Origin of the sequence: Escherichia sp. TC-EC600-tetX4 (assembly GCF_019356055.1) — a bacterium.
In the GTDB taxonomy this organism is placed as follows: domain Bacteria; phylum Pseudomonadota; class Gammaproteobacteria; order Enterobacterales; family Enterobacteriaceae.
Map to the genome: position 1 here is coordinate 1,439,799 of NZ_CP079924.1, position 19,856 is coordinate 1,459,654.

At 52.1% G+C, this 19,856-nt stretch carries 21 protein-coding genes; 17 read left to right on the forward strand and 4 right to left on the reverse strand.

Going from position 1 to position 19,856, the window contains the following annotated elements; translation table 11 throughout:
- Positions 1-229 precede the first annotated feature (229 nt).
- A complete protein-coding gene (locus tag KXD89_RS06935) occupies positions 230-1,408 on the forward strand; it encodes an MFS transporter (RefSeq protein WP_000127781.1) in 1,179 nt (392 codons plus the stop codon).
- Here the strand turns inward: KXD89_RS06935 and flk are convergent.
- Entirely contained in the window at positions 1,405-2,400 is a 996-nt protein-coding gene (flk, locus tag KXD89_RS06940; RefSeq protein ID WP_000615834.1) for a flagella biosynthesis regulator Flk, read from the reverse strand. The genes KXD89_RS06935 and flk overlap by 4 nt on opposite strands.
- A gap of 98 nt (positions 2,401-2,498) precedes the next feature.
- Here flk and pdxB point away from each other — a divergent pair, with 98 nt between their 5' ends.
- The 16 genes from pdxB (at position 2,499) to rpnB (ending at position 17,701) form a co-directional block, all read left to right on the forward strand.
- Positions 2,499-3,635, forward strand: a complete 1,137-nt coding sequence (pdxB, locus tag KXD89_RS06945; RefSeq protein WP_000699148.1) for a 4-phosphoerythronate dehydrogenase PdxB — start codon at positions 2,499-2,501, stop codon at positions 3,633-3,635.
- A 65-nt stretch (positions 3,636-3,700) separates the two neighbouring features.
- Positions 3,701-4,714, forward strand: coding sequence for an aspartate-semialdehyde dehydrogenase (locus tag KXD89_RS06950; protein ID WP_001289167.1), 1,014 nt, complete (start codon positions 3,701-3,703; stop codon positions 4,712-4,714).
- Positions 4,714-5,526, forward strand: coding sequence for a tRNA pseudouridine(38-40) synthase TruA (gene truA, locus KXD89_RS06955; RefSeq protein WP_001283586.1), 813 nt, complete (start codon positions 4,714-4,716; stop codon positions 5,524-5,526). Before KXD89_RS06950 ends, truA begins: the two co-directional genes overlap by 1 nt.
- Before the next feature lie 82 nt (positions 5,527-5,608).
- On the forward strand, positions 5,609-6,268 hold the full coding sequence (locus KXD89_RS06960) for a DedA family protein (protein ID WP_000364335.1): 660 nt from the start codon (positions 5,609-5,611) through the stop codon (positions 6,266-6,268).
- Positions 6,269-6,423: 155 nt separating this feature from the next.
- Positions 6,424-7,338: an acetyl-CoA carboxylase, carboxyltransferase subunit beta gene (gene accD / locus KXD89_RS06965; RefSeq protein ID WP_072647329.1), complete on the forward strand. Its 915-nt coding sequence runs from the start codon at positions 6,424-6,426 to the stop codon at positions 7,336-7,338.
- A gap of 69 nt (positions 7,339-7,407) precedes the next feature.
- The gene (folC, locus tag KXD89_RS06970) at positions 7,408-8,676 is read left to right on the forward strand and encodes a bifunctional tetrahydrofolate synthase/dihydrofolate synthase (protein WP_000584546.1); all 1,269 of its coding nucleotides are present in this window, start codon (positions 7,408-7,410) and stop codon (positions 8,674-8,676) included.
- Positions 8,666-9,328 (forward strand): cell division protein DedD, encoded by a 663-nt coding sequence (dedD, locus tag KXD89_RS06975; RefSeq protein WP_000146992.1) that lies wholly within the window; start codon positions 8,666-8,668, stop codon positions 9,326-9,328. The genes folC and dedD overlap by 11 nt, the downstream gene beginning before the upstream one ends.
- Positions 9,329-9,586: 258 nt before the next feature.
- Complete coding sequence (gene cvpA, locus KXD89_RS06980; protein WP_000262111.1) at positions 9,587-10,075, forward strand: colicin V production protein; 489 nt, start codon at positions 9,587-9,589, stop codon at positions 10,073-10,075.
- A gap of 36 nt (positions 10,076-10,111) precedes the next feature.
- The gene (gene purF / locus KXD89_RS06985; protein ID WP_000334220.1) at positions 10,112-11,629 is read left to right on the forward strand and encodes an amidophosphoribosyltransferase; all 1,518 of its coding nucleotides are present in this window, start codon (positions 10,112-10,114) and stop codon (positions 11,627-11,629) included.
- Positions 11,630-11,723: 94 nt separating this feature from the next.
- A complete protein-coding gene (ubiX, locus tag KXD89_RS06990) occupies positions 11,724-12,293 on the forward strand; it encodes a flavin prenyltransferase UbiX (protein ID WP_000825700.1) in 570 nt (189 codons plus the stop codon).
- A 265-nt stretch (positions 12,294-12,558) separates the two neighbouring features.
- Positions 12,559-13,341: a lysine/arginine/ornithine ABC transporter substrate-binding protein ArgT gene (argT, locus tag KXD89_RS06995; RefSeq protein ID WP_000748271.1), complete on the forward strand. Its 783-nt coding sequence runs from the start codon at positions 12,559-12,561 to the stop codon at positions 13,339-13,341.
- A 220-nt stretch (positions 13,342-13,561) separates the two neighbouring features.
- Positions 13,562-14,344 (forward strand): histidine ABC transporter substrate-binding protein HisJ, encoded by a 783-nt coding sequence (hisJ, locus tag KXD89_RS07000; RefSeq protein ID WP_000737621.1) that lies wholly within the window; start codon positions 13,562-13,564, stop codon positions 14,342-14,344.
- Positions 14,345-14,433: 89 nt separating this feature from the next.
- A complete protein-coding gene (hisQ, locus tag KXD89_RS07005; protein ID WP_000965522.1) occupies positions 14,434-15,120 on the forward strand; it encodes a histidine ABC transporter permease HisQ in 687 nt (228 codons plus the stop codon).
- A complete protein-coding gene (locus tag KXD89_RS07010; protein WP_000569958.1) occupies positions 15,117-15,833 on the forward strand; it encodes an ABC transporter permease in 717 nt (238 codons plus the stop codon). Before hisQ ends, KXD89_RS07010 begins: the two co-directional genes overlap by 4 nt.
- 7 nt (positions 15,834-15,840) lie before the next feature.
- On the forward strand, positions 15,841-16,614 hold the full coding sequence (hisP, locus tag KXD89_RS07015) for a histidine ABC transporter ATP-binding protein HisP (RefSeq protein WP_001293613.1): 774 nt from the start codon (positions 15,841-15,843) through the stop codon (positions 16,612-16,614).
- Between the two features lie 196 nt (positions 16,615-16,810).
- The gene (gene rpnB / locus KXD89_RS07020) at positions 16,811-17,701 is read left to right on the forward strand and encodes a recombination-promoting nuclease RpnB (RefSeq protein ID WP_000156149.1); all 891 of its coding nucleotides are present in this window, start codon (positions 16,811-16,813) and stop codon (positions 17,699-17,701) included.
- Between the two features lie 47 nt (positions 17,702-17,748).
- Here the strand turns inward: rpnB and KXD89_RS07025 are convergent, their stop codons facing one another.
- Genes KXD89_RS07025 through yfcG form a run of 3 tightly spaced genes read right to left on the reverse strand, consistent with a single transcriptional unit; the run spans position 17,749 to position 19,729 of the window.
- Complete coding sequence (locus tag KXD89_RS07025) at positions 17,749-18,642, reverse strand: TIGR01777 family oxidoreductase (RefSeq protein ID WP_001028341.1); 894 nt, start codon at positions 18,640-18,642, stop codon at positions 17,749-17,751.
- 20 nt (positions 18,643-18,662) lie between these two features.
- Positions 18,663-19,025, reverse strand: a complete 363-nt coding sequence (gene folX, locus KXD89_RS07030; RefSeq protein WP_000068457.1) for a dihydroneopterin triphosphate 2'-epimerase — start codon at positions 19,023-19,025, stop codon at positions 18,663-18,665.
- Between the two features lie 56 nt (positions 19,026-19,081).
- The gene (gene yfcG, locus KXD89_RS07035) at positions 19,082-19,729 is read right to left on the reverse strand and encodes a GSH-dependent disulfide bond oxidoreductase (protein WP_000566471.1); all 648 of its coding nucleotides are present in this window, start codon (positions 19,727-19,729) and stop codon (positions 19,082-19,084) included.
- Positions 19,730-19,856 lie beyond the last annotated feature (127 nt).

Here is a 19,856-nt window from a genome sequence, read left to right on the forward strand (position 1 = left end):
ATCCGACGTTACGCGCCAATGCGGCCTCCGGCACTAACGCAAAAGGGAACCTGATGGTTCCCTTTTTCACATCATTGACAATCGCCGCCAGTTCCAGGCAAACTTCCCGCTTTGTCGATTTCCTTCTGAAAAGACGTACGCGTTAAATCCTGCCAACGCACCGTAACCCTGAAACCAGAGAGATGAGACGGGGATACTCCTCGCCTTGCGCTGCATTCTGGAGTAATGCATGACTGCTGTAAGCCAAACCGAAACACGATCTTCTGCCAATTTTTCGCTCTTCCGCATCGCTTTTGCGGTTTTTCTCACCTACATGACCGTAGGGTTGCCGTTGCCGGTTATCCCGCTGTTTGTTCATCATGAACTGGGCTATGGCAATACCATGGTCGGCATTGCCGTCGGGATTCAGTTTCTGGCTACGGTGCTGACGCGTGGTTACGCCGGGCGACTGGCCGATCAATATGGTGCAAAACGTTCGGCGCTTCAGGGAATGTTAGCTTGTGGTCTGGCTGGCGGCGCGTTGCTGCTGGCGGCGATTTTGCCTGTCTCCGCACCGTTCAAATTTGCTCTGTTGGTCGTCGGGCGTTTGATTCTTGGCTTTGGTGAAAGCCAGTTACTGACAGGCGCTCTGACCTGGGGACTAGGCATCGTAGGGCCAAAACACTCTGGCAAAGTGATGTCATGGAACGGAATGGCGATTTACGGTGCCCTCGCTGTTGGTGCTCCGCTTGGCCTGTTGATTCATAGCCATTACGGTTTTGCCGCACTGGCGATCACCACAATGGTATTACCCGTACTGGCGTGGGCCTGTAACGGCACAGTGCGCAAAGTACCGGCCCTGGCGGGAGAACGTCCATCGCTGTGGAGCGTTGTCGGGCTTATCTGGAAACCAGGGTTAGGTCTGGCACTACAAGGCGTTGGTTTTGCTGTTATCGGGACTTTCGTTTCGCTCTACTTTGCCAGCAAAGGATGGGCGATGGCGGGCTTTACTCTTACCGCGTTTGGCGGCGCATTTGTCGTGATGCGCGTCATGTTTGGCTGGATGCCGGACCGTTTTGGCGGCGTGAAAGTGGCGATTGTCTCTCTGCTTGTAGAAACGGTGGGCTTGTTGCTGCTCTGGCAAGCCCCAGGTGCATGGGTCGCATTAGCGGGCGCGGCGTTAACCGGAGCCGGATGTTCGCTTATCTTTCCTGCGCTGGGCGTGGAGGTGGTTAAACGCGTCCCCTCACAAGTTCGCGGCACCGCACTGGGCGGTTACGCCGCGTTTCAGGATATCGCCCTCGGCGTCTCCGGGCCGCTGGCGGGAATGCTGGCGACCACGTTTGGTTACTCTTCGGTATTTCTTGCCGGGGCGATCTCTGCGGTGCTGGGTATTATTGTCACGATACTGTCATTTCGTCGGGGTTAACGAACCAGCCAGACCAGCATCAGGATAATCGCGACTAACAGTATCCACAGCGCGGGACGCGTTGCCATATTTTGCAACGTGTCCATCATCGGTGGAAAAGGATTAAGCAGCGGTTGCATAACACGCGGATCAATCCCTTTAACCCGCCGTTGATAAAGCTGATTAAGAATATCCTCGGCCTGGGCAGAAGAAAGCGATGATTGCGCAGAAAGACCATATTTTTGCTGGATATATGCCGATAACGCCGCCAGTTCACTGGCATCTAAAGGTTGTTTTAGCGTCATCTGTAGTGATTCCAGCGTCGGCGTATTTTGCTGGCTTAGCGTCTGACGCGCCTGTAGCCAGGTCACCAGATGGTTAAACAGTTTCGCTGGAATTAACTCGCCATCTTTCACCCCGGAAAGTTCCAGCATCGATTGCCAGATCTGTTTGCTGGGTTCCCCCGTTGCCGCCGCAAGTTTGGTCACCAGCTGTTTTAGCGCATTGTGCTCCGCCGGTAATAAAGGACGGTCGGTCGCCTCGCGCTGCTGTGGTTGCGGAATAACCATCTTCCCTTCCTGCAACAGGGTGAGAATGGTTTTTAATTGCTCCGGTGAGAGCTGATTCAGCGGCGTCTGACCAAAGTTATGACGGATATAATCCGTGACCGCCTGACGATTATTCCCCAGACGTAAATACTCCCCTAATTGCGCTAAAAGCTGGCGGGCAGAATGGCTTTTTTGCGCGGCCAGCAGACGTTGCGCCAGATTATGCTCAGCGGCAGGGAAGTGACGCGAAAGCAGCGGTGAATCTCCCGACAGACCAATATCGTGCCTGATACCCGCCCACAGTTCTGCTCTTTGCTGTTGCGTCAGTGAGGTCACTTTCGTCATTAAGCTTTCCAGCGAAGTACGTTGCTGACTGGATAAAGGCTGATTGCCCGTGCCAGACGGCAGATTATCTCCCTGACCTGGTGGTTGCCCAGGAGGAGGGCCGGAAATAGGTTGTATCATTACGTATCCTTATACCTGAAATCTTCGCAAGTATGCCTGGCCGCGAGATTATGGCACACTTGTCCGGTTAACTCTCGTCTCATACAGGTAACACAAACGTGAAAATCCTTGTTGATGAAAATATGCCTTATGCCCGCGACTTATTTAGCCGTTTGGGTGAGGTGACCGCGGTTCCCGGGCGTCCAATCCCCGTCGCTCAACTGGCAGACGCGGATGCGCTGATGGTGCGTTCGGTCACGAAAGTGAATGAATCTTTGCTGGCAGGAAAACCCATTAAATTTGTTGGCACTGCCACTGCGGGGACCGACCATGTCGATGAAGCATGGTTGAAGCAGGCGGGAATTGGTTTTTCCGCTGCACCTGGCTGTAATGCGATTGCGGTGGTGGAATATGTTTTCTCCTCCCTGCTGATGCTTGCCGAACGCGATGGATTTTCACTGTACGACCGTACGGTGGGGATCGTGGGCGTTGGTAACGTTGGACGTCGATTGCAGGCGCGACTGGAAGCGTTAGGGATTAAAACCTTACTTTGCGATCCGCCTCGCGCCGACCGTGGGGATGAGGGTGATTTCCGCTCGCTGGATGAGTTAGTCCAGCGCGCGGATATTCTGACTTTCCATACGCCACTCTTTAAAGATGGTCCGTACAAAACGCTACATCTGGCGGATGAAAAACTGATCCGTAGCCTGAAGCCCGGAGCGATTCTGATTAACGCCTGCCGTGGCGCAGTCGTCGATAATACTGCGTTGCTGACCTGCCTGAATGAAGGCCAGAAGTTAAGCGTAGTGCTGGATGTCTGGGAAGGCGAACCGGAACTCAACGTCGAGCTGCTGAAAAAAGTGGATATCGGCACGTCGCATATCGCAGGCTATACCCTGGAAGGTAAAGCACGCGGTACTACGCAAGTGTTTGAAGCTTATAGCAAGTTTATTGGGCATGAACAGCACGTTGCGCTGGATACATTACTGCCTGCGCCAGAGTTTGGTCGCATTACGCTGCATGGCCCGCTCGATCAACCGACGCTGAAAAGGCTGGTGCATTTGGTGTATGATGTGCGCCGCGATGACGCACCGCTGCGTAAAGTCGCCGGGATACCGGGTGAGTTCGATAAACTGCGCAAAAACTATCTTGAGCGCCGTGAATGGTCATCTCTGTATGTAATTTGTGATGACGCCAGTGCGGCATCATTGCTGTGTAAACTGGGTTTTAACGCCGTTCATCATCCGGCACGTTAATCTCTTCTTCATGCTCTCTGCTGTAACATTGGCAGGGAGCTTTGCTATTTCTGGAGTAAACCACCATGTCTGAAGGCTGGAACATTGCCGTCCTGGGCGCAACTGGCGCTGTGGGCGAAGCCCTGCTTGAAACGCTGGCTGAACGTCAGTTCCCGGTTGGGGAAATTTATGCACTGGCACGTAACGAAAGCGCAGGCGAACAACTGCGCTTTGGTGGTAAGACAATCACCGTGCAGGATGCCGCTGAATTCGACTGGACGCAGGCGCAGCTGGCATTTTTTGTCGCAGGCAAAGAAGCTACCGCTGCCTGGGTTGAAGAAGCGACCAACTCAGGTTGCCTGGTGATCGACAGCAGTGGATTGTTTGCTCTCGAACCCGACGTACCGCTGGTGGTGCCGGAAGTAAACCCGTTTGTACTGACAGATTACCGGAACCGGAATGTCATCGCCGTACCAGACAGTCTGACCAGCCAGCTGCTGGCGGCACTGAAACCGTTAATCGATCAGGGCGGTTTATCACGTATCAGCGTTACCAGCCTGATTTCAGCCTCCGCCCAGGGCAAAAAAGCGGTCGATGCGTTAGCGGGGCAGAGTGCGAAATTGCTCAACGGCATTCCGATTGACGAAGAAGATTTCTTCGGGCGTCAGCTGGCGTTCAACATGCTGCCGTTACTGCCGGATAGCGAAGGTAGCGTGCGTGAAGAACGTCGTATCGTTGACGAAGTACGCAAAATCCTGCAGGACGAAGGGCTGATGATTTCGGCTAGCGTCGTCCAGGCACCGGTATTCTACGGTCATGCCCAGATGGTCAACTTTGAAGCTCTGCGTCCACTGGCAGCAGAAGAAGCGCGTGATGCGTTTGTTCAAGGCGAAGATATTGTGCTCTCTGAAGAGAACGAATTCCCAACTCAGGTAGGTGATGCTTCGGGTACGCCGCATCTTTCTGTTGGCTGCGTGCGTAATGACTACGGTATGCCGGAGCAAGTCCAGTTCTGGTCGGTGGCCGATAACGTTCGCTTTGGCGGCGCGCTGATGGCAGTAAAAATCGCCGAGAAACTGGTGCAGGAGTATCTGTACTAATGTCCGACCAGCAACAACCGCCAGTTTATAAAATTGCGCTGGGCATTGAGTACGACGGCAGTAAGTATTACGGCTGGCAACGGCAGAACGAAGTCCGCAGTGTGCAGGAGAAGCTGGAAAAGGCGCTCTCCCAGGTGGCGAACGAACCCATCACCGTCTTCTGCGCCGGGCGTACTGACGCAGGGGTACACGGTACCGGGCAGGTTGTGCATTTCGAAACAACCGCGCTGCGCAAAGACGCGGCGTGGACCTTGGGCGTAAATGCGAATTTACCTGGTGACATCGCTGTGCGTTGGGTTAAAACTGTACCTGATGATTTTCATGCCCGATTTAGCGCCACGGCTCGCCGTTATCGCTACATCATCTACAATCATCGGCTGCGCCCGGCGGTACTGAGTAAAGGGGTAACCCATTTTTACGAACCGCTGGACGCTGAACGGATGCATCGGGCTGCGCAATGCTTGCTGGGCGAGAATGATTTCACCTCGTTCCGTGCGGTGCAGTGCCAGTCCCGAACCCCGTGGCGCAACGTTATGCATATTAATGTCACGCGTCACGGTCCTTATGTGGTGGTAGATATTAAAGCGAATGCTTTTGTACATCATATGGTCAGGAATATTGTCGGCAGCCTGATGGAAGTCGGTGCCCACAACCAGCCGGAGAGCTGGATAGCAGAGTTGCTGGCGGCAAAGGACAGAACGCTGGCGGCAGCAACGGCAAAAGCGGAAGGGCTGTATCTGGTCGCGGTGGATTACCCTGACCGGTATGATCTTCCAAAACCGCCAATGGGCCCGCTATTTCTGGCGGACTAACGAGAATAATGCTCGGAACATTTCAGGCTGTAGCCAACGTAGTTACAGCCTGAAAGATGACGAGTACAAGGCATAGGCAAATATGGACCTGATTTATTTCCTCATCGATTTTATCCTGCACATTGACGTGCATCTGGCAGAGCTGGTCGCGGAGTACGGCGTCTGGGTTTATGCCATTTTGTTCTTAATTTTGTTCTGTGAAACCGGTCTGGTGGTAACGCCGTTTTTACCGGGTGATTCATTGCTGTTTGTTGCCGGAGCGTTGGCATCACTGGAAACCAACGATCTCAACGTCCATATGATGGTGGTGCTGATGCTGATCGCCGCGATTGTGGGTGACGCGGTCAATTACACTATCGGGCGGTTGTTCGGTGAAAAGTTGTTCAGTAATCCCAATTCGAAAATTTTCCGTCGCAGTTATCTCGACAAAACCCATCAGTTTTATGAGAAACATGGCGGCAAAACGATTATTCTCGCCCGTTTTGTGCCGATCGTCAGAACGTTCGCCCCGTTTGTTGCGGGAATGGGCCACATGTCGTACCGTCATTTCGCCGCTTATAACGTGATCGGCGCACTGTTGTGGGTACTGCTTTTTACCTACGCAGGCTATTTCTTCGGTACAATCCCGATGGTTCAGGATAACCTTAAGCTGCTGATCGTCGGGATTATTGTGGTTTCTATTTTGCCGGGCGTCATCGAAATAATCCGTCACAAACGCGCTGCGGCACGCGCCGCAAAATAAAAAGTAACTCCGCGGTTCGACCACTTTTTTATCCAAAGTTTCGGGCTGTTATGTTTTAATGTGCAACATTCATGGTCTGTTGGGGGCAAAAATGGCATTATGCGTCCCCAAAGATAAAACTGGCATCGAACCAGGTTCAGACAGAAAGGTCCCTAATGAGCTGGATTGAACGAATTAAAAGCAACATTACTCCCACCCGCAAGGCGAGCATTCCTGAAGGGGTGTGGACTAAGTGTGATAGCTGCGGTCAGGTTTTATACCACGCTGAGCTGGAACGTAATCTTGAGGTCTGTCCGAAGTGTGACCATCACATGCGTATGACAGCGCGTAATCGCCTGCATAGCCTGTTAGATGAAGGAAGCCTTGTGGAGCTGGGTAGCGAGCTTGAGCCGAAAGATGTGCTGAAGTTTCGTGACTCCAAGAAGTATAAAGACCGTCTGGCATCTGCGCAGAAAGAAACCGGCGAAAAAGATGCGCTGGTGGTGATGAAAGGCACTCTGTATGGAATGCCGGTTGTCGCTGCGGCATTCGAGTTCGCCTTTATGGGCGGTTCAATGGGGTCTGTTGTGGGTGCACGTTTCGTGCGTGCCGTTGAGCAGGCGCTGGAAGATAACTGCCCGCTGATCTGCTTCTCCGCCTCTGGTGGCGCACGTATGCAGGAAGCACTGATGTCGCTGATGCAGATGGCGAAAACCTCTGCGGCACTGGCAAAAATGCAGGAGCGCGGCTTGCCGTACATCTCCGTGCTGACCGACCCGACGATGGGCGGTGTTTCTGCAAGTTTCGCCATGCTGGGCGATCTCAACATCGCTGAACCGAAAGCGTTAATCGGCTTTGCCGGTCCGCGTGTTATCGAACAGACCGTTCGCGAAAAACTGCCGCCTGGATTCCAGCGCAGTGAATTCCTGATCGAGAAAGGCGCGATCGACATGATCGTCCGTCGTCCGGAAATGCGCCTGAAACTGGCGAGCATTCTGGCGAAGTTGATGAATCTGCCAGCGCCGAATCCTGAAGCGCCGCGTGAAGGCGTAGTGGTACCCCCGGTACCGGATCAGGAACCTGAGGCCTGATAACTGATAAGGGCAGGGCCACTGGCTCTGCCCTTTTGCTATTCTCACCGTAACGAATCAGCGGATACCATGATTATCAAACGCACTCCTCAAGCCGCGTCGCCTCTGGCTTCGTGGCTTTCTTATCTGGAAAACCTGCACAGTAAAACTATCGATCTCGGCCTTGAGCGCGTGAGCCTGGTCGCGGCGCGTCTTGGCGTCCTGAAACCAGCGCCATTTGTGTTTACCGTTGCGGGTACGAATGGCAAAGGCACCACCTGCCGTACGCTGGAGTCGATTCTGATGGCGGCAGGGTACAAAGTGGGCGTCTACAGTTCGCCTCATCTGGTGCGTTATACCGAGCGCGTACGTGTGCAGGGCCAGGAATTGCCGGAATCGGCCCACACCGCCTCTTTTGCGGAGATTGAATCGGCACGCGGTGATATTTCCCTGACCTATTTCGAGTACGGTACGCTGTCGGCGTTGTGGCTGTTCAAGCAGGCACAACTTGACGTGGTGATTCTGGAAGTAGGGCTGGGCGGTCGTCTGGACGCAACCAATATTGTCGACGCCGATGTCGCGGTAGTAACCAGTATTGCGCTGGATCATACCGACTGGCTGGGTCCAGATCGCGAAAGTATTGGTCGCGAGAAAGCAGGCATCTTCCGCAGCGAAAAACCGGCAATTGTCGGTGAGCCGGAAATGCCTTCTACCATTGCTGATGTGGCGCAGGAAAAAGGTGCACTGTTACAACGTCGGGGCGTTGAGTGGAACTATTCCGTCACCGATCATGACTGGGCGTTTAGCGATGCTCACGGCACGCTGGAAAATCTGCCGTTGCCGCTTGTCCCGCAACCGAATGCCGCAACAGCGCTGGCGGCACTGCGTGCCAGCGGGCTGGAAGTCAGTGAAAATGCCATTCGCGACGGGATTGCCAGCGCAATTTTGCCGGGACGTTTCCAGATTGTGAGCGAGTCGCCACGCGTTATTTTTGATGTCGCGCATAATCCACATGCGGCGGAATATCTCACCGGGCGTATGAAAGCGCTACCGAAAAACGGGCGCGTGCTGGCGGTTATCGGTATGCTACATGATAAAGATATTGCCGGAACTCTGGCCTGGTTGAAAAGCGTGGTTGATGACTGGTATTGTGCGCCACTGGAAGGGCCGCGCGGTGCCACGGCAGAACAACTGCTTGAGCATTTGGGTAACGGCAAATCATTTGATAGCGTTGCGCAGGCATGGGATGCCGCAATGGCGGACGCTAAAGCGGAAGACACCGTGCTGGTGTGTGGTTCTTTCCACACGGTCGCACATGTCATGGAAGTGATTGACGCGAGGAGAAGCGGTGGCAAGTAAGTTTCAGAATCGGTTAGTGGGCACGATCGTGCTGGTGGCGCTGGGGGTGATTGTACTTCCAGGGCTGCTGGACGGGCAGAAAAAACATTATCAGGATGAGTTCGCGGCTATCCCGCTGGTGCCGAAAGCGGGCGATCGTGATGAGCCTGATATGATGCCAGCCGCCACCCAGGCGTTACCGACGCAGCCGCCGGAAGGCGCAGCGGAAGAGGTGCGGGCAGGTGATGCCGCAGCACCGTCGCTCGATCCGGCCACTATTGCAGCCAATAACACCGAGTTTGAACCGGAACCTGCACCGGTCGCCCCACCGAAGCCGAAACCGGTGGAGCCGCCTAAACCAAAGGTTGAAGCACCACCTGCGCCGAAGCCAGAACCGAAGCCGGTCGTGGAAGAAAAAGCTGCACCGACGGGTAAAGCCTATGTTGTGCAACTGGGTGCGCTGAAAAATGCCGATAAAGTGAATGAGATTGTCGGTAAGCTGCGCGGTGCCGGTTATCGGGTTTATACGTCGCCATCCACGCCAGTGCAGGGTAAAATTACCCGTATTCTGGTTGGGCCGGATGCCTCGAAAGATAAGCTGAAAGGTTCGCTGGGTGAGTTGAAGCAACTTTCTGGCTTAAGTGGCGTGGTAATGGGCTATACGCCGAATTAATACGGTCTTGCCTGATGCGACGCTGGCGCGTCTTATCAGGCCTACGCAGGGGTAGAACCGTAGGTCGGATAAGGCGTTTACGCCGCATCCGACACGCATTGCCCGATGCCGCAAAGGCATAAAAAGTCGATGGCGTTGAATATTTTTTCAGCGCCATTTTTATTGATGCGCGGGAAGGAAATCCCTACGCAAACGTTTTCTTTTTCTGTTAGAATGCGCCCCGAACAGGATGACAGGGCGTAAAATCGTGGGACACATATGGTCTGGATTGATTACGCCATAATCGCGGTGATTGCTTTTTCCTCTCTGGTTAGCCTGATCCGCGGCTTTGTTCGTGAAGCGTTATCGCTGGTGACATGGGGTTGTGCTTTCTTTGTTGCCAGTCATTACTACACTTACCTGTCAGTCTGGTTTACGGGCTTTGAAGACGAACTGGTTCGAAATGGGATTGCCATCGCGGTACTGTTTATCGCTACCCTGATCGTTGGTGCTATCGTGAACTTCGTGATAGGCCAGTTGGTGGAGAAAACGGGGTTGTCAGGCACCGATCGGGTGCTGGGCGTCTGTTTCGGTGCGTTGCGCGGTGTGTTGATTGTTGCTGCCATTCTCTTCTTTCTCGACTCCTTTACCGGGGTGTCGAAAAGCGAAGACTGGAGCAAATCACAGCTGATCCCGCAATTCAGTTTTATCATCAGATGTTTTTTTGATTATCTGCAAAGCTCGTCAAGTTTCTTGCCCAGAGCGTAAGTGCTCTGAGATGTGGCTTAACGAGGAAAAAGACGTATGTGCGGTATTGTCGGTATCGCCGGTGTTATGCCGGTTAACCAGTCGATTTATGATGCCTTAACGGTGCTTCAGCATCGCGGTCAGGATGCCGCCGGCATCATCACCATAGATGCCAATAACTGCTTCCGTTTGCGTAAAGCGAACGGGCTGGTGAGCGATGTATTTGAAGCTCGCCATATGCAGCGTTTGCAGGGCAATATGGGCATTGGTCATGTGCGTTACCCCACGGCTGGCAGCTCCAGCGCCTCTGAAGCGCAGCCGTTTTACGTTAACTCCCCGTATGGCATTACGCTTGCCCACAACGGCAATCTGACCAACGCTCACGAGTTGCGTAAAAAACTGTTTGAAGAAAAACGCCGCCACATCAACACCACTTCCGACTCGGAAATTCTGCTTAATATCTTCGCCAGCGAGCTGGACAACTTCCGCCACTACCCGCTGGAAGCCGACAATATTTTCGCTGCCATTGCTGCCACAAACCGCTTAATCCGCGGCGCGTATGCCTGTGTGGCGATGATTATCGGCCACGGTATGGTTGCTTTCCGCGATCCAAACGGGATTCGTCCGCTGGTACTGGGAAAACGTGATATTGACGAGAACCGTACAGAATATATGGTCGCTTCCGAAAGCGTAGCGCTCGATACGCTGGGCTTTGATTTCCTGCGTGACGTCGCGCCGGGCGAAGCGATTTACATCACTGAAGAAGGGCAGTTGTTTACCCGTCAATGTGCTGACAATCCGGTCAGCAATCCGTGCCTGTTTGAGTATGTATACTTTGCCCGCCCGGACTCGTTTATCGACAAAATTTCCGTTTACAGCGCGCGTGTGAATATGGGCACGAAACTGGGCGAGAAAATTGCCCGCGAATGGGAAGATCTGGATATCGACGTGGTGATCCCGATCCCAGAAACCTCGTGTGATATCGCGCTGGAAATTGCTCGTATTCTGGGCAAACCGTACCGCCAGGGCTTCGTTAAAAACCGCTATGTTGGCCGCACCTTTATCATGCCGGGCCAGCAGCTGCGTCGTAAGTCCGTGCGCCGTAAACTGAATGCCAACCGCGCCGAGTTCCGCGATAAAAACGTCCTGCTGGTCGACGACTCCATCGTCCGTGGCACCACTTCTGAGCAGATTATCGAGATGGCACGCGAAGCCGGAGCGAAGAAAGTGTACCTCGCTTCTGCGGCACCGGAAATTCGCTTCCCGAACGTTTATGGTATTGATATGCCGAGCGCCACGGAACTGATCGCTCACGGTCGCGAAGTTGATGAAATTCGCCAGATCATCGGTGCTGACGGGTTGATTTTCCAGGATCTGAACGATCTGATCGACGCCGTTCGCGCTGAAAATCCGGATATCCAGCAGTTTGAATGCTCGGTGTTCAACGGCGTCTACGTCACCAAAGATGTTGATCAGGGCTACCTCGATTTCCTCGATACGTTACGTAATGATGACGCCAAAGCAGTGCAACGTCAGAACGAAGTGGAAAATCTCGAAATGCATAACGAAGGATGATGCCTTCGCTGAGGGTGCCGGTCTGGCACCCTGACTTGCAACTCCCGCCGAAATCCTGCAAAGTCTGCCTGCAAGTCTGACAGGGCAACTATTTATGAAACGACTCATTGTAGGCATCAGCGGTGCCAGCGGCGCGATTTATGGCGTGCGCTTATTACAGGTTCTGCGCGATGTCACAGATATCGAAACGCATCTGGTGATGAGCCAGGCAGCGCGCCAGACCTTATCCCTCGAAACGGATTTTTCTCTGCGCGAAGTGCAGGCATTAGCCGATGTCACGCACGATGCGCGCGATATTGCCGCCAGCATCTCTTCCGGTTCTTTCCAGACGCTGGGGATGGTGATTTTACCCTGTTCAATCAAAACCCTTTCCGGCATTGTCCATAGCTATACTGATGGCTTACTGACCCGTGCGGCAGATGTGGTGCTGAAAGAGCGTCGCCCGTTGGTGCTCTGCGTGCGTGAAACACCATTGCACTTAGGCCATCTGCGTTTAATGACTCAGGCGGCAGAAATCGGTGCGGTGATTATGCCTCCCGTTCCGGCGTTTTATCATCGCCCGCAATCCCTTGATGATGTGATAAATCAGACGGTTAATCGTGTTCTTGACCAGTTTGCGATAACCCTTCCTGAAGATCTCTTTGCCCGCTGGCAGGGCGCATAACTCCGCTGTTGCCCTGTTTCAGGGCAATTTTGCAACCGCGATCAAATCCTCGACATTTTGTTTCTGCCATTCAATCGAAACGCTGCGATTCAACCGCTATACCTGCTATCTTCAACTTCAGGACAATAATGCAACGTCTTATTAACATATTTAACGTTGAATGTTACTGTTGTCGTCAAGATGGCATAAGACCTGCATGAAAGAGCCTGCAAACACACAACACAATACACAACATAAAAAAGCCATTTTCACTTGAGGGTTATGTATGAAGAAGTCGATTCTCGCTCTGTCTTTGTTAGTCGGTCTCTCCACAGCGGCTTCCAGCTATGCGGCGCTACCGGAGACGGTACGTATCGGAACCGATACCACCTACGCACCGTTCTCATCGAAAGATGCTAAAGGTGATTTTGTTGGCTTTGATATCGATCTCGGTAACGAGATGTGCAAACGGATGCAGGTGAAATGTACCTGGGTTGCCAGTGACTTTGACGCGCTGATCCCCTCACTGAAAGCGAAAAAAATCGACGCTATTATTTCGTCGCTTTCCATTACCGATAAACGTCAGCAGGAGATTGCCTTCTCCGACAAGCTGTACGCCGCAGATTCTCGTTTGATTGCGGCCAAAGGTTCACCGATTCAGCCAACGCTGGATTCACTGAAAGGTAAACATGTTGGTGTGCTGCAGGGATCAACCCAGGAAGCTTACGCTAACGAGACCTGGCGTAGTAAAGGCGTGGATGTGGTGGCCTATGCCAACCAGGATTTGGTCTATTCCGATCTGGCTGCAGGACGTCTGGATGCTGCGTTACAAGATGAAGTTGCTGCCAGCGAAGGATTCCTCAAGCAACCTGCTGGTAAAGATTTCGCCTTTGCTGGCTCATCAGTAAAAGACAAAAAATACTTCGGTGATGGCACCGGTGTAGGGCTACGTAAAGATGATGCTGAACTGACGGCTGCCTTCAATAAGGCGCTTGGCGAGCTGCGTCAGGACGGCACCTACGACAAGATGGCGAAAAAGTATTTCGACTTTAATGTCTACGGTGACTGATACGTCGCTGGGAAGCTGTACCTGATGGAATGATCATCATGGTGCACGCCAGGTTTGTTGCACTATCGTGGTGCATTGAAATGCATACTTAAGCATTTTTAATGAAAAATAATACGTCTAACGGGGCGGGATATTTTGCCTTGATGGTCAATTTTATGGCACGATAAGTGTAACAAACCTGTAAATATTCCCTATAAAAAGACTGTCAGTTGAGGACATTATGAAAAAACTGGTGCTATCGCTCTCTCTGGTTCTGGCCTTCTCCAGCGCAACTGCGGCGTTTGCTGCGATTCCGCAAAACATCCGCATCGGTACCGACCCGACCTATGCGCCATTTGAATCAAAAAATTCACAAGGCGAACTGGTTGGCTTCGATATCGATCTGGCAAAGGAATTATGCAAACGCATCAATACGCAATGTACGTTTGTCGAAAATCCGCTGGATGCGTTAATCCCGTCCTTAAAAGCGAAGAAGATTGACGCCATCATGTCATCGCTTTCCATTACGGAAAAACGTCAGCAAGAAATAGCCTTCACCGACAAACTGTACGCTGCCGATTCTCGTTTGGTGGTGGCGAAAAATTCTGACATTCAGCCGACAGTCGAGTCGCTGAAAGGCAAACGGGTAGGCGTATTGCAGGGCACCACCCAGGAGACGTTCGGTAATGAACATTGGGCACCAAAAGGCATTGAAATCGTCTCGTATCAGGGGCAGGACAACATTTATTCTGACCTGACTGCCGGACGTATTGATGCCGCGTTCCAGGATGAGGTCGCTGCCAGCGAAGGTTTCCTCAAACAACCTGTCGGTAAAGATTACAAATTCGGTGGCCCGTCTGTTAAAGATGAAAAACTGTTTGGCGTAGGGACCGGCATGGGCCTGCGTAAAGAAGATAACGAACTGCGCGAAGCACTGAACAAAGCCTTTGCCGAAATGCGCGCTGACGGTACTTACGAGAAATTAGCGAAAAAGTACTTCGATTTTGATGTTTATGGTGGCTAATCGCCATCGGTGAAAGAAAGCCCGCTCCCTTCGGGTAACCGGAGGGAGACAAGAGGCGGTAATTCACCACACACGACAGGACAGGCAGCATGTTGTATGGGTTTTCAGGTGTTATTTTACAGGGTGCGCTCGTCACGCTGGAGCTGGCTATCAGCTCTGTAGTGCTCGCTGTAATCATCGGTTTAATTGGCGCTGGCGGTAAGCTCTCGCAAAATCGGCTTTCGGGGCTGATTTTCGAAGGGTACACCACGCTGATTCGTGGCGTGCCGGACTTAGTGTTGATGCTGCTGATTTTCTACGGTTTGCAGATTGCGCTAAACACGGTGACGGAGGCGATGGGCGTCGGGCAGATTGATATCGATCCGATGGTCGCTGGTATTATCACTCTCGGTTTTATCTACGGTGCTTATTTTACCGAAACGTTCCGTGGTGCTTTTATGGCAGTGCCGAAAGGACATATAGAGGCGGCGACGGCGTTCGGTTTTACTCGTGGGCAAGTGTTTCGGCGGATCATGTTTCCGTCGATGATGCGTTACGCCCTGCCAGGCATTGGCAACAACTGGCAGGTGATCCTCAAATCTACCGCACTGGTTTCGTTACTCGGCCTGGAAGATGTGGTCAAAGCCACCCAACTGGCAGGCAAAAGTACCTGGGAACCGTTCTATTTCGCCATCGTCTGTGGCGTGATTTACCTGGTTTTCACCACTGTTTCCAATGGTGTGCTGCTGTTCCTTGAGCGCCGCTACTCCGTGGGTGTGAAGAGGGCTGACCTGTGATCGAAATCTTACATGAATACTGGAAACCGCTGCTGTGGACCGACGGTTATCGCTTTACTGGTGTGGCGATCACTCTGTGGCTGCTTATTTTGTCGGTAGTGATAGGCGGAGTCCTGGCGCTGTTTCTGGCGATTGGTCGTGTCTCCAGTAATAAATACATCCAGTTTCCAATCTGGTTATTTACCTATATTTTTCGCGGTACGCCGCTGTATGTTCAGTTGCTGGTGTTCTATTCCGGCATGTACACGCTTGAGATTGTTAAGGGAACCGAATTCCTTAACGCTTTCTTCCGCAGTGGCCTGAACTGTACCGTGCTGGCGCTGACGCTTAACACCTGCGCTTACACTACCGAGATTTTTGCTGGGGCAATCCGTTCGGTTCCGCATGGGGAAATTGAAGCCGCCAGAGCCTATGGCTTCTCGACTTTTAAAATGTATCGCTGCATTATTTTGCCTTCTGCGCTGCGTATTGCGTTACCGGCATACAGCAACGAAGTGATCCTGATGCTGCACTCTACTGCGTTGGCATTTACTGCCACGGTGCCGGATCTGCTGAAAATAGCCCGCGATATTAACGCCGCCACGTATCAACCTTTTACCGCCTTCGGCATTGCCGCGGTGCTCTATTTAATCATCTCTTATGTCCTGATCAGCCTCTTTCGCAGAGCGGAAAAACGCTGGTTGCAGCATGTGAAACCTTCTTCAACGCACTGAGAATACGATGTCCGAGAATAAATTAAACGTTATCGATTTGCACAAACGCTACGGCGAACATGAAGTGCTGAAAGGGGTATCACTGCAAGCGAATGCCGGAGATGTAATAAGCATCATCGGATCGTCGGGATCGGGGAAAAGTACCTTTCTGCGCTGCATTAACTTCCTCGAAAAACCGAGTGAAGGGTCGATCGTGGTCAATGGCCAGACGATCAATCTGGTGCGCGACAAAGACGGTCAACTCAAAGTCGCCGATAAAAATCAACTGCGCTTACTGCGCACACGCCTGACGATGGTATTCCAGCACTTCAATCTCTGGAGCCATATGACGGTGCTGGAAAACGTCATGGAAGCGCCGATTCAGGTGTTGGGCCTGAGCAAGCAGGAAGCGCGCGAGCGGGCGGTGAAGTATCTGGCAAAAGTCGGGATAGACGAACGTGCGCAGGGGAAATATCCGGTGCATCTTTCCGGCGGTCAGCAACAGCGTGTTTCTATCGCGCGGGCGCTGGCGATGGAACCGGAAGTTTTACTGTTTGATGAACCTACCTCGGCGCTCGATCCTGAACTGGTAGGCGAAGTGTTGCGTATTATGCAGCAACTGGCAGAAGAGGGGAAAACCATGGTGGTAGTGACTCACGAAATGGGCTTTGCTCGCCATGTTTCTACTCATGTCATTTTCCTCCATCAGGGGAAAATAGAAGAAGAGGGCGCGCCGGAGCAGTTATTTGGCAACCCGCAAAGCCCTCGTCTGCAACGGTTCCTTAAGGGATCGCTGAAATAATTTCCTCTCCGGTGGCTAACGCTGCCGGAGTATTTTCATGGGGAATTTGCGAGTCAGCTTCCGCTGAAATGTAAAAGTTACAGTCCGCTAAAAATACTTCTGAATTCGCTGTCCAAAGATAAAAACTGCCTGCTGCATTGGGTGTTAATCGTGGTTATTGTCGCGTCATCTTAAATTTGAGGGGTGACGGAACGCCATGACAATATCGACAACTTCCACGCCGCATGATGCGGTATTTAAATCTTTTTTACGCCATCCAGACACCGCGCGGGATTTTATTGATATTCATCTTCCCGCGCCGCTGCGCAAACTGTGTGATTTAACGACGCTTAAACTGGAACCAAACAGTTTTATTGATGAAGACCTGCGGCAATATTATTCCGACCTCTTGTGGTCTGTGAAAACGCAGGAGGGAGTGGGTTATATTTATGTAGTGATAGAGCACCAAAGTAAGCCGGAAGAATTAATGGCTTTTCGCATGATGCGTTATTCCATTGCGGCAATGCAAAACCATCTTGATGCGGGCTATAAAGAGCTTCCATTGGTGCTCCCGATGCTGTTTTATCATGGTTGCAGAAGTCCTTATCCTTATTCACTCTGCTGGCTTGATGAATTTGCCGAGCCTGCTATAGCCCGCAAAATATATTCATCGGCTTTTCCGTTGGTGGATATTACCGTGGTGCCGGATGACGAGATTATGCAACACCGCAAAATGGCGCTGTTGGAGTTAATTCAGAAACATATTCGTCAGCGCGATCTGTTGGGATTAGTCGACCAAATTGTTTCGCTGCTAGTTACAGGGAACACTAATGACAGACAGCTAAAAGCCCTGTTTAATTACGTATTACAAACAGGGGATGCCCAGCGTTTTCGTGCATTTATTGGTGAGATAGCGGAACGCGCACCACAAGAAAAGGAGAAACTGATGACCATTGCTGACAGATTACGTGAAGAAGGCGCAATGCAGGGCAAACACGAAGAAGCCCTGCGTATTGCTCAGGAGATGCTGGATAGAGGTTTAGACAGAGAGTTAGTTATGATGGTGACCCGACTTTCACCAGACGATCTTATCGCGCAAAGCCACTAATCCTGTAACACCGGGAGTTAACTGGCGGATGTTTGCTGTAAACCACATCAGCGAACGACATCCGCCAGCGCCTCTTCTAAATCGTACCAGCGAAACGCAAAACCCGCTTCTTCCAGCCGTTTAGGCAGCGCGCGTTGTCCACCTAATACCAGTACTGAAGATTCGCCCATTAACAGTCGAATGGCGGTCGCGGGGACGCGCAAAATGGCCGGGCGATGCAGCGCATGACCGAGCGCATGGGCAAATTGTTCATTGCGTACCGGGTAGGGCGAAACCATATTAAATGGCCCGCGCAGCTCGTTATCCAGCAGCCAGAGAATACCGTTGACCATATCATCAATATGAATCCAGGCCAGATACTGCCGACCAGAGCCAATCGGCCCGCCCAGGCCAAGACGAAACGGCGGCAGCATTTTACCGAGAATACCGCCATCCGGTGCCAGCACTACACCGGTACGCAGCAGGCACACTCGCGTTTTGTCACTTTGCGCCCGGCAGGCAATTTCTTCCCAGCGAGCGCAGAGTTTATGGGTAAATTCGTTATGCGGCGGTTCCTCTTCGGTAACCACCACTTCACCTAAGTCACCATAATAGCCCGTTGCCGAGCCGGAAATGAGTACCGACGGTGGCGTGTCGCTGGCATTAATCAAATCGACCAGTTTTTGCGTGATATTCCAGCGGCTTTGGCAGAGACGCTCTTTTTGCTCGTGAGTCCAGCGTTTATCAGCAATCGGTTCTCCGGCCAGGTTGATTACCGCATCAACGCCGTTGAGGTTGCTTTGATCGGCAAGCCCTTGCCATAGTGTCACCCGAGGGCCGAGAACGGAACTGGCTTTCTGCGGGTTACGCGTCACTACCGTAATTTGATGGCCCAGCTCCAGCAAACGCGGAATCAAATGGCGACCAATTAATCCTGTCCCTCCGGTGATCACTATGTTCATGCAGCCTCCCGATATGGCGATTAACGCTGCCAGCTTAAGGTCATGGATACCGAATCGGCGTAGCGCAGCGCGTGCAGTTTATCGATCTCCACTTCAGCATACGTCACCCAGTGATGTTCACGTGCGATATCGAGCACATCCTGAGTTAATTTTTCCAGCAAAGAGAAACGGTTATTCTCTACATGCTGAATAATGTTTTTCGTTACGGTGCGATAATTCAGCGCATCGTTGATATCTTCGCTAGTGCGCGCTTTATCGGCGGGGTAGTGGATCGTCACATTGATAACAATATCCTGACGGTTGTTAATTTCTTCTTCCTTAATTCCGATAAACGTACGCAAACGAAGGTTCTTTATACGAATAATAGCGGCAGGTTGTGCCATTGCAGGTTCTCCGTTGTTTTACTTAGGATGAAATAATACACGAGAACCTGTTTCTGTTAACTATCCGAACGCTCATCACCGAGTTGTGCTTTTAGCAGTGCCTGCCCGGTGGCAGGGCGCGAACGGATCCGCTCATGCCAGTTCTTGACTGCCGGATACATTGCTAGGTCAATTCGCTGGCGAGTCCAGGCATTAACCCACGGCCAGCAGGCAATATCCGCAATGCTGTAGTTCTCGCCTCCCAGCCAGGGCGAGTTTTCCAGCCGCTTGTTCAGTACATGGTAAAGACGCTGAGTTTCAACCTGATAACGTTCAATAGCGTAAGGAATGGTTTGGGGGGCTGCGTGATTAAAATGATGATTTTGCCCAAGCATCGGCCCCAGTCCGCCTACCTGCCAGAATAACCACTGTAATGTGGCGGCGCGCTCACGCGTTTCATGACTCAAAAAGAGTCCTGTTTTCTCAGCCAGATACAACAAAATGGCACCAGACTCAAAGAGGCTTAGCGGTTCGCCGCCATCGGCAGGAGAATGATCAACAATTGCCGGAATTTTGTTGTTGGGCGAAATGCGCAAAAATTCCGGACGAAACTGACCGCCTTTCCCCAGGTCTACCTTAATCAAGCGATAATCCAGCTCTGCTTCTTCGAGAAACAGCGTAATTTTGTGACCATTGGGTGTCGGGGCGAAATAGAGATCGATCATTGCAGCTCCGGTTGTTTAATCATCTGAACACCACAAGTATAGAAAGCGCGGCGACTTACGTGAGTATTCGTCACGTGACAGTGACAAAAAGGCTCTATAGTTTGATAGCCAGCCCCCTTTATTGCCG

Bases quoted from the DNA above. Each gene is read 5' to 3' on its own strand.
- KXD89_RS06935 (WP_000127781.1), top strand. From the start codon at position 230: ATGACTGCTGTAAGCCAAACCGAAACACGATCTTCTGCCAATTTTTCG.
- flk (WP_000615834.1), bottom strand. From the start codon at position 2,400: ATGATACAACCTATTTCCGGCCCTCCTCCTGGGCAACCACCAGGTCAG.
- KXD89_RS06950 (WP_001289167.1), top strand. From the start codon at position 3,701: ATGTCTGAAGGCTGGAACATTGCCGTCCTGGGCGCAACTGGCGCTGTG.
- truA (WP_001283586.1), top strand. From the start codon at position 4,714: ATGTCCGACCAGCAACAACCGCCAGTTTATAAAATTGCGCTGGGCATT.
- KXD89_RS06960 (WP_000364335.1), top strand. From the start codon at position 5,609: ATGGACCTGATTTATTTCCTCATCGATTTTATCCTGCACATTGACGTG.
- accD (WP_072647329.1), top strand. From the start codon at position 6,424: ATGAGCTGGATTGAACGAATTAAAAGCAACATTACTCCCACCCGCAAG.
- folC (WP_000584546.1), top strand. From the start codon at position 7,408: ATGATTATCAAACGCACTCCTCAAGCCGCGTCGCCTCTGGCTTCGTGG.
- cvpA (WP_000262111.1), top strand. From the start codon at position 9,587: ATGGTCTGGATTGATTACGCCATAATCGCGGTGATTGCTTTTTCCTCT.
- purF (WP_000334220.1), top strand. From the start codon at position 10,112: ATGTGCGGTATTGTCGGTATCGCCGGTGTTATGCCGGTTAACCAGTCG.
- ubiX (WP_000825700.1), top strand. From the start codon at position 11,724: ATGAAACGACTCATTGTAGGCATCAGCGGTGCCAGCGGCGCGATTTAT.
- argT (WP_000748271.1), top strand. From the start codon at position 12,559: ATGAAGAAGTCGATTCTCGCTCTGTCTTTGTTAGTCGGTCTCTCCACA.
- hisJ (WP_000737621.1), top strand. From the start codon at position 13,562: ATGAAAAAACTGGTGCTATCGCTCTCTCTGGTTCTGGCCTTCTCCAGC.
- hisQ (WP_000965522.1), top strand. From the start codon at position 14,434: ATGTTGTATGGGTTTTCAGGTGTTATTTTACAGGGTGCGCTCGTCACG.
- hisP (WP_001293613.1), top strand. From the start codon at position 15,841: ATGTCCGAGAATAAATTAAACGTTATCGATTTGCACAAACGCTACGGC.
- rpnB (WP_000156149.1), top strand. From the start codon at position 16,811: ATGACAATATCGACAACTTCCACGCCGCATGATGCGGTATTTAAATCT.
- KXD89_RS07025 (WP_001028341.1), bottom strand. From the start codon at position 18,642: ATGAACATAGTGATCACCGGAGGGACAGGATTAATTGGTCGCCATTTG.
- folX (WP_000068457.1), bottom strand. From the start codon at position 19,025: ATGGCACAACCTGCCGCTATTATTCGTATAAAGAACCTTCGTTTGCGT.
- yfcG (WP_000566471.1), bottom strand. From the start codon at position 19,729: ATGATCGATCTCTATTTCGCCCCGACACCCAATGGTCACAAAATTACG.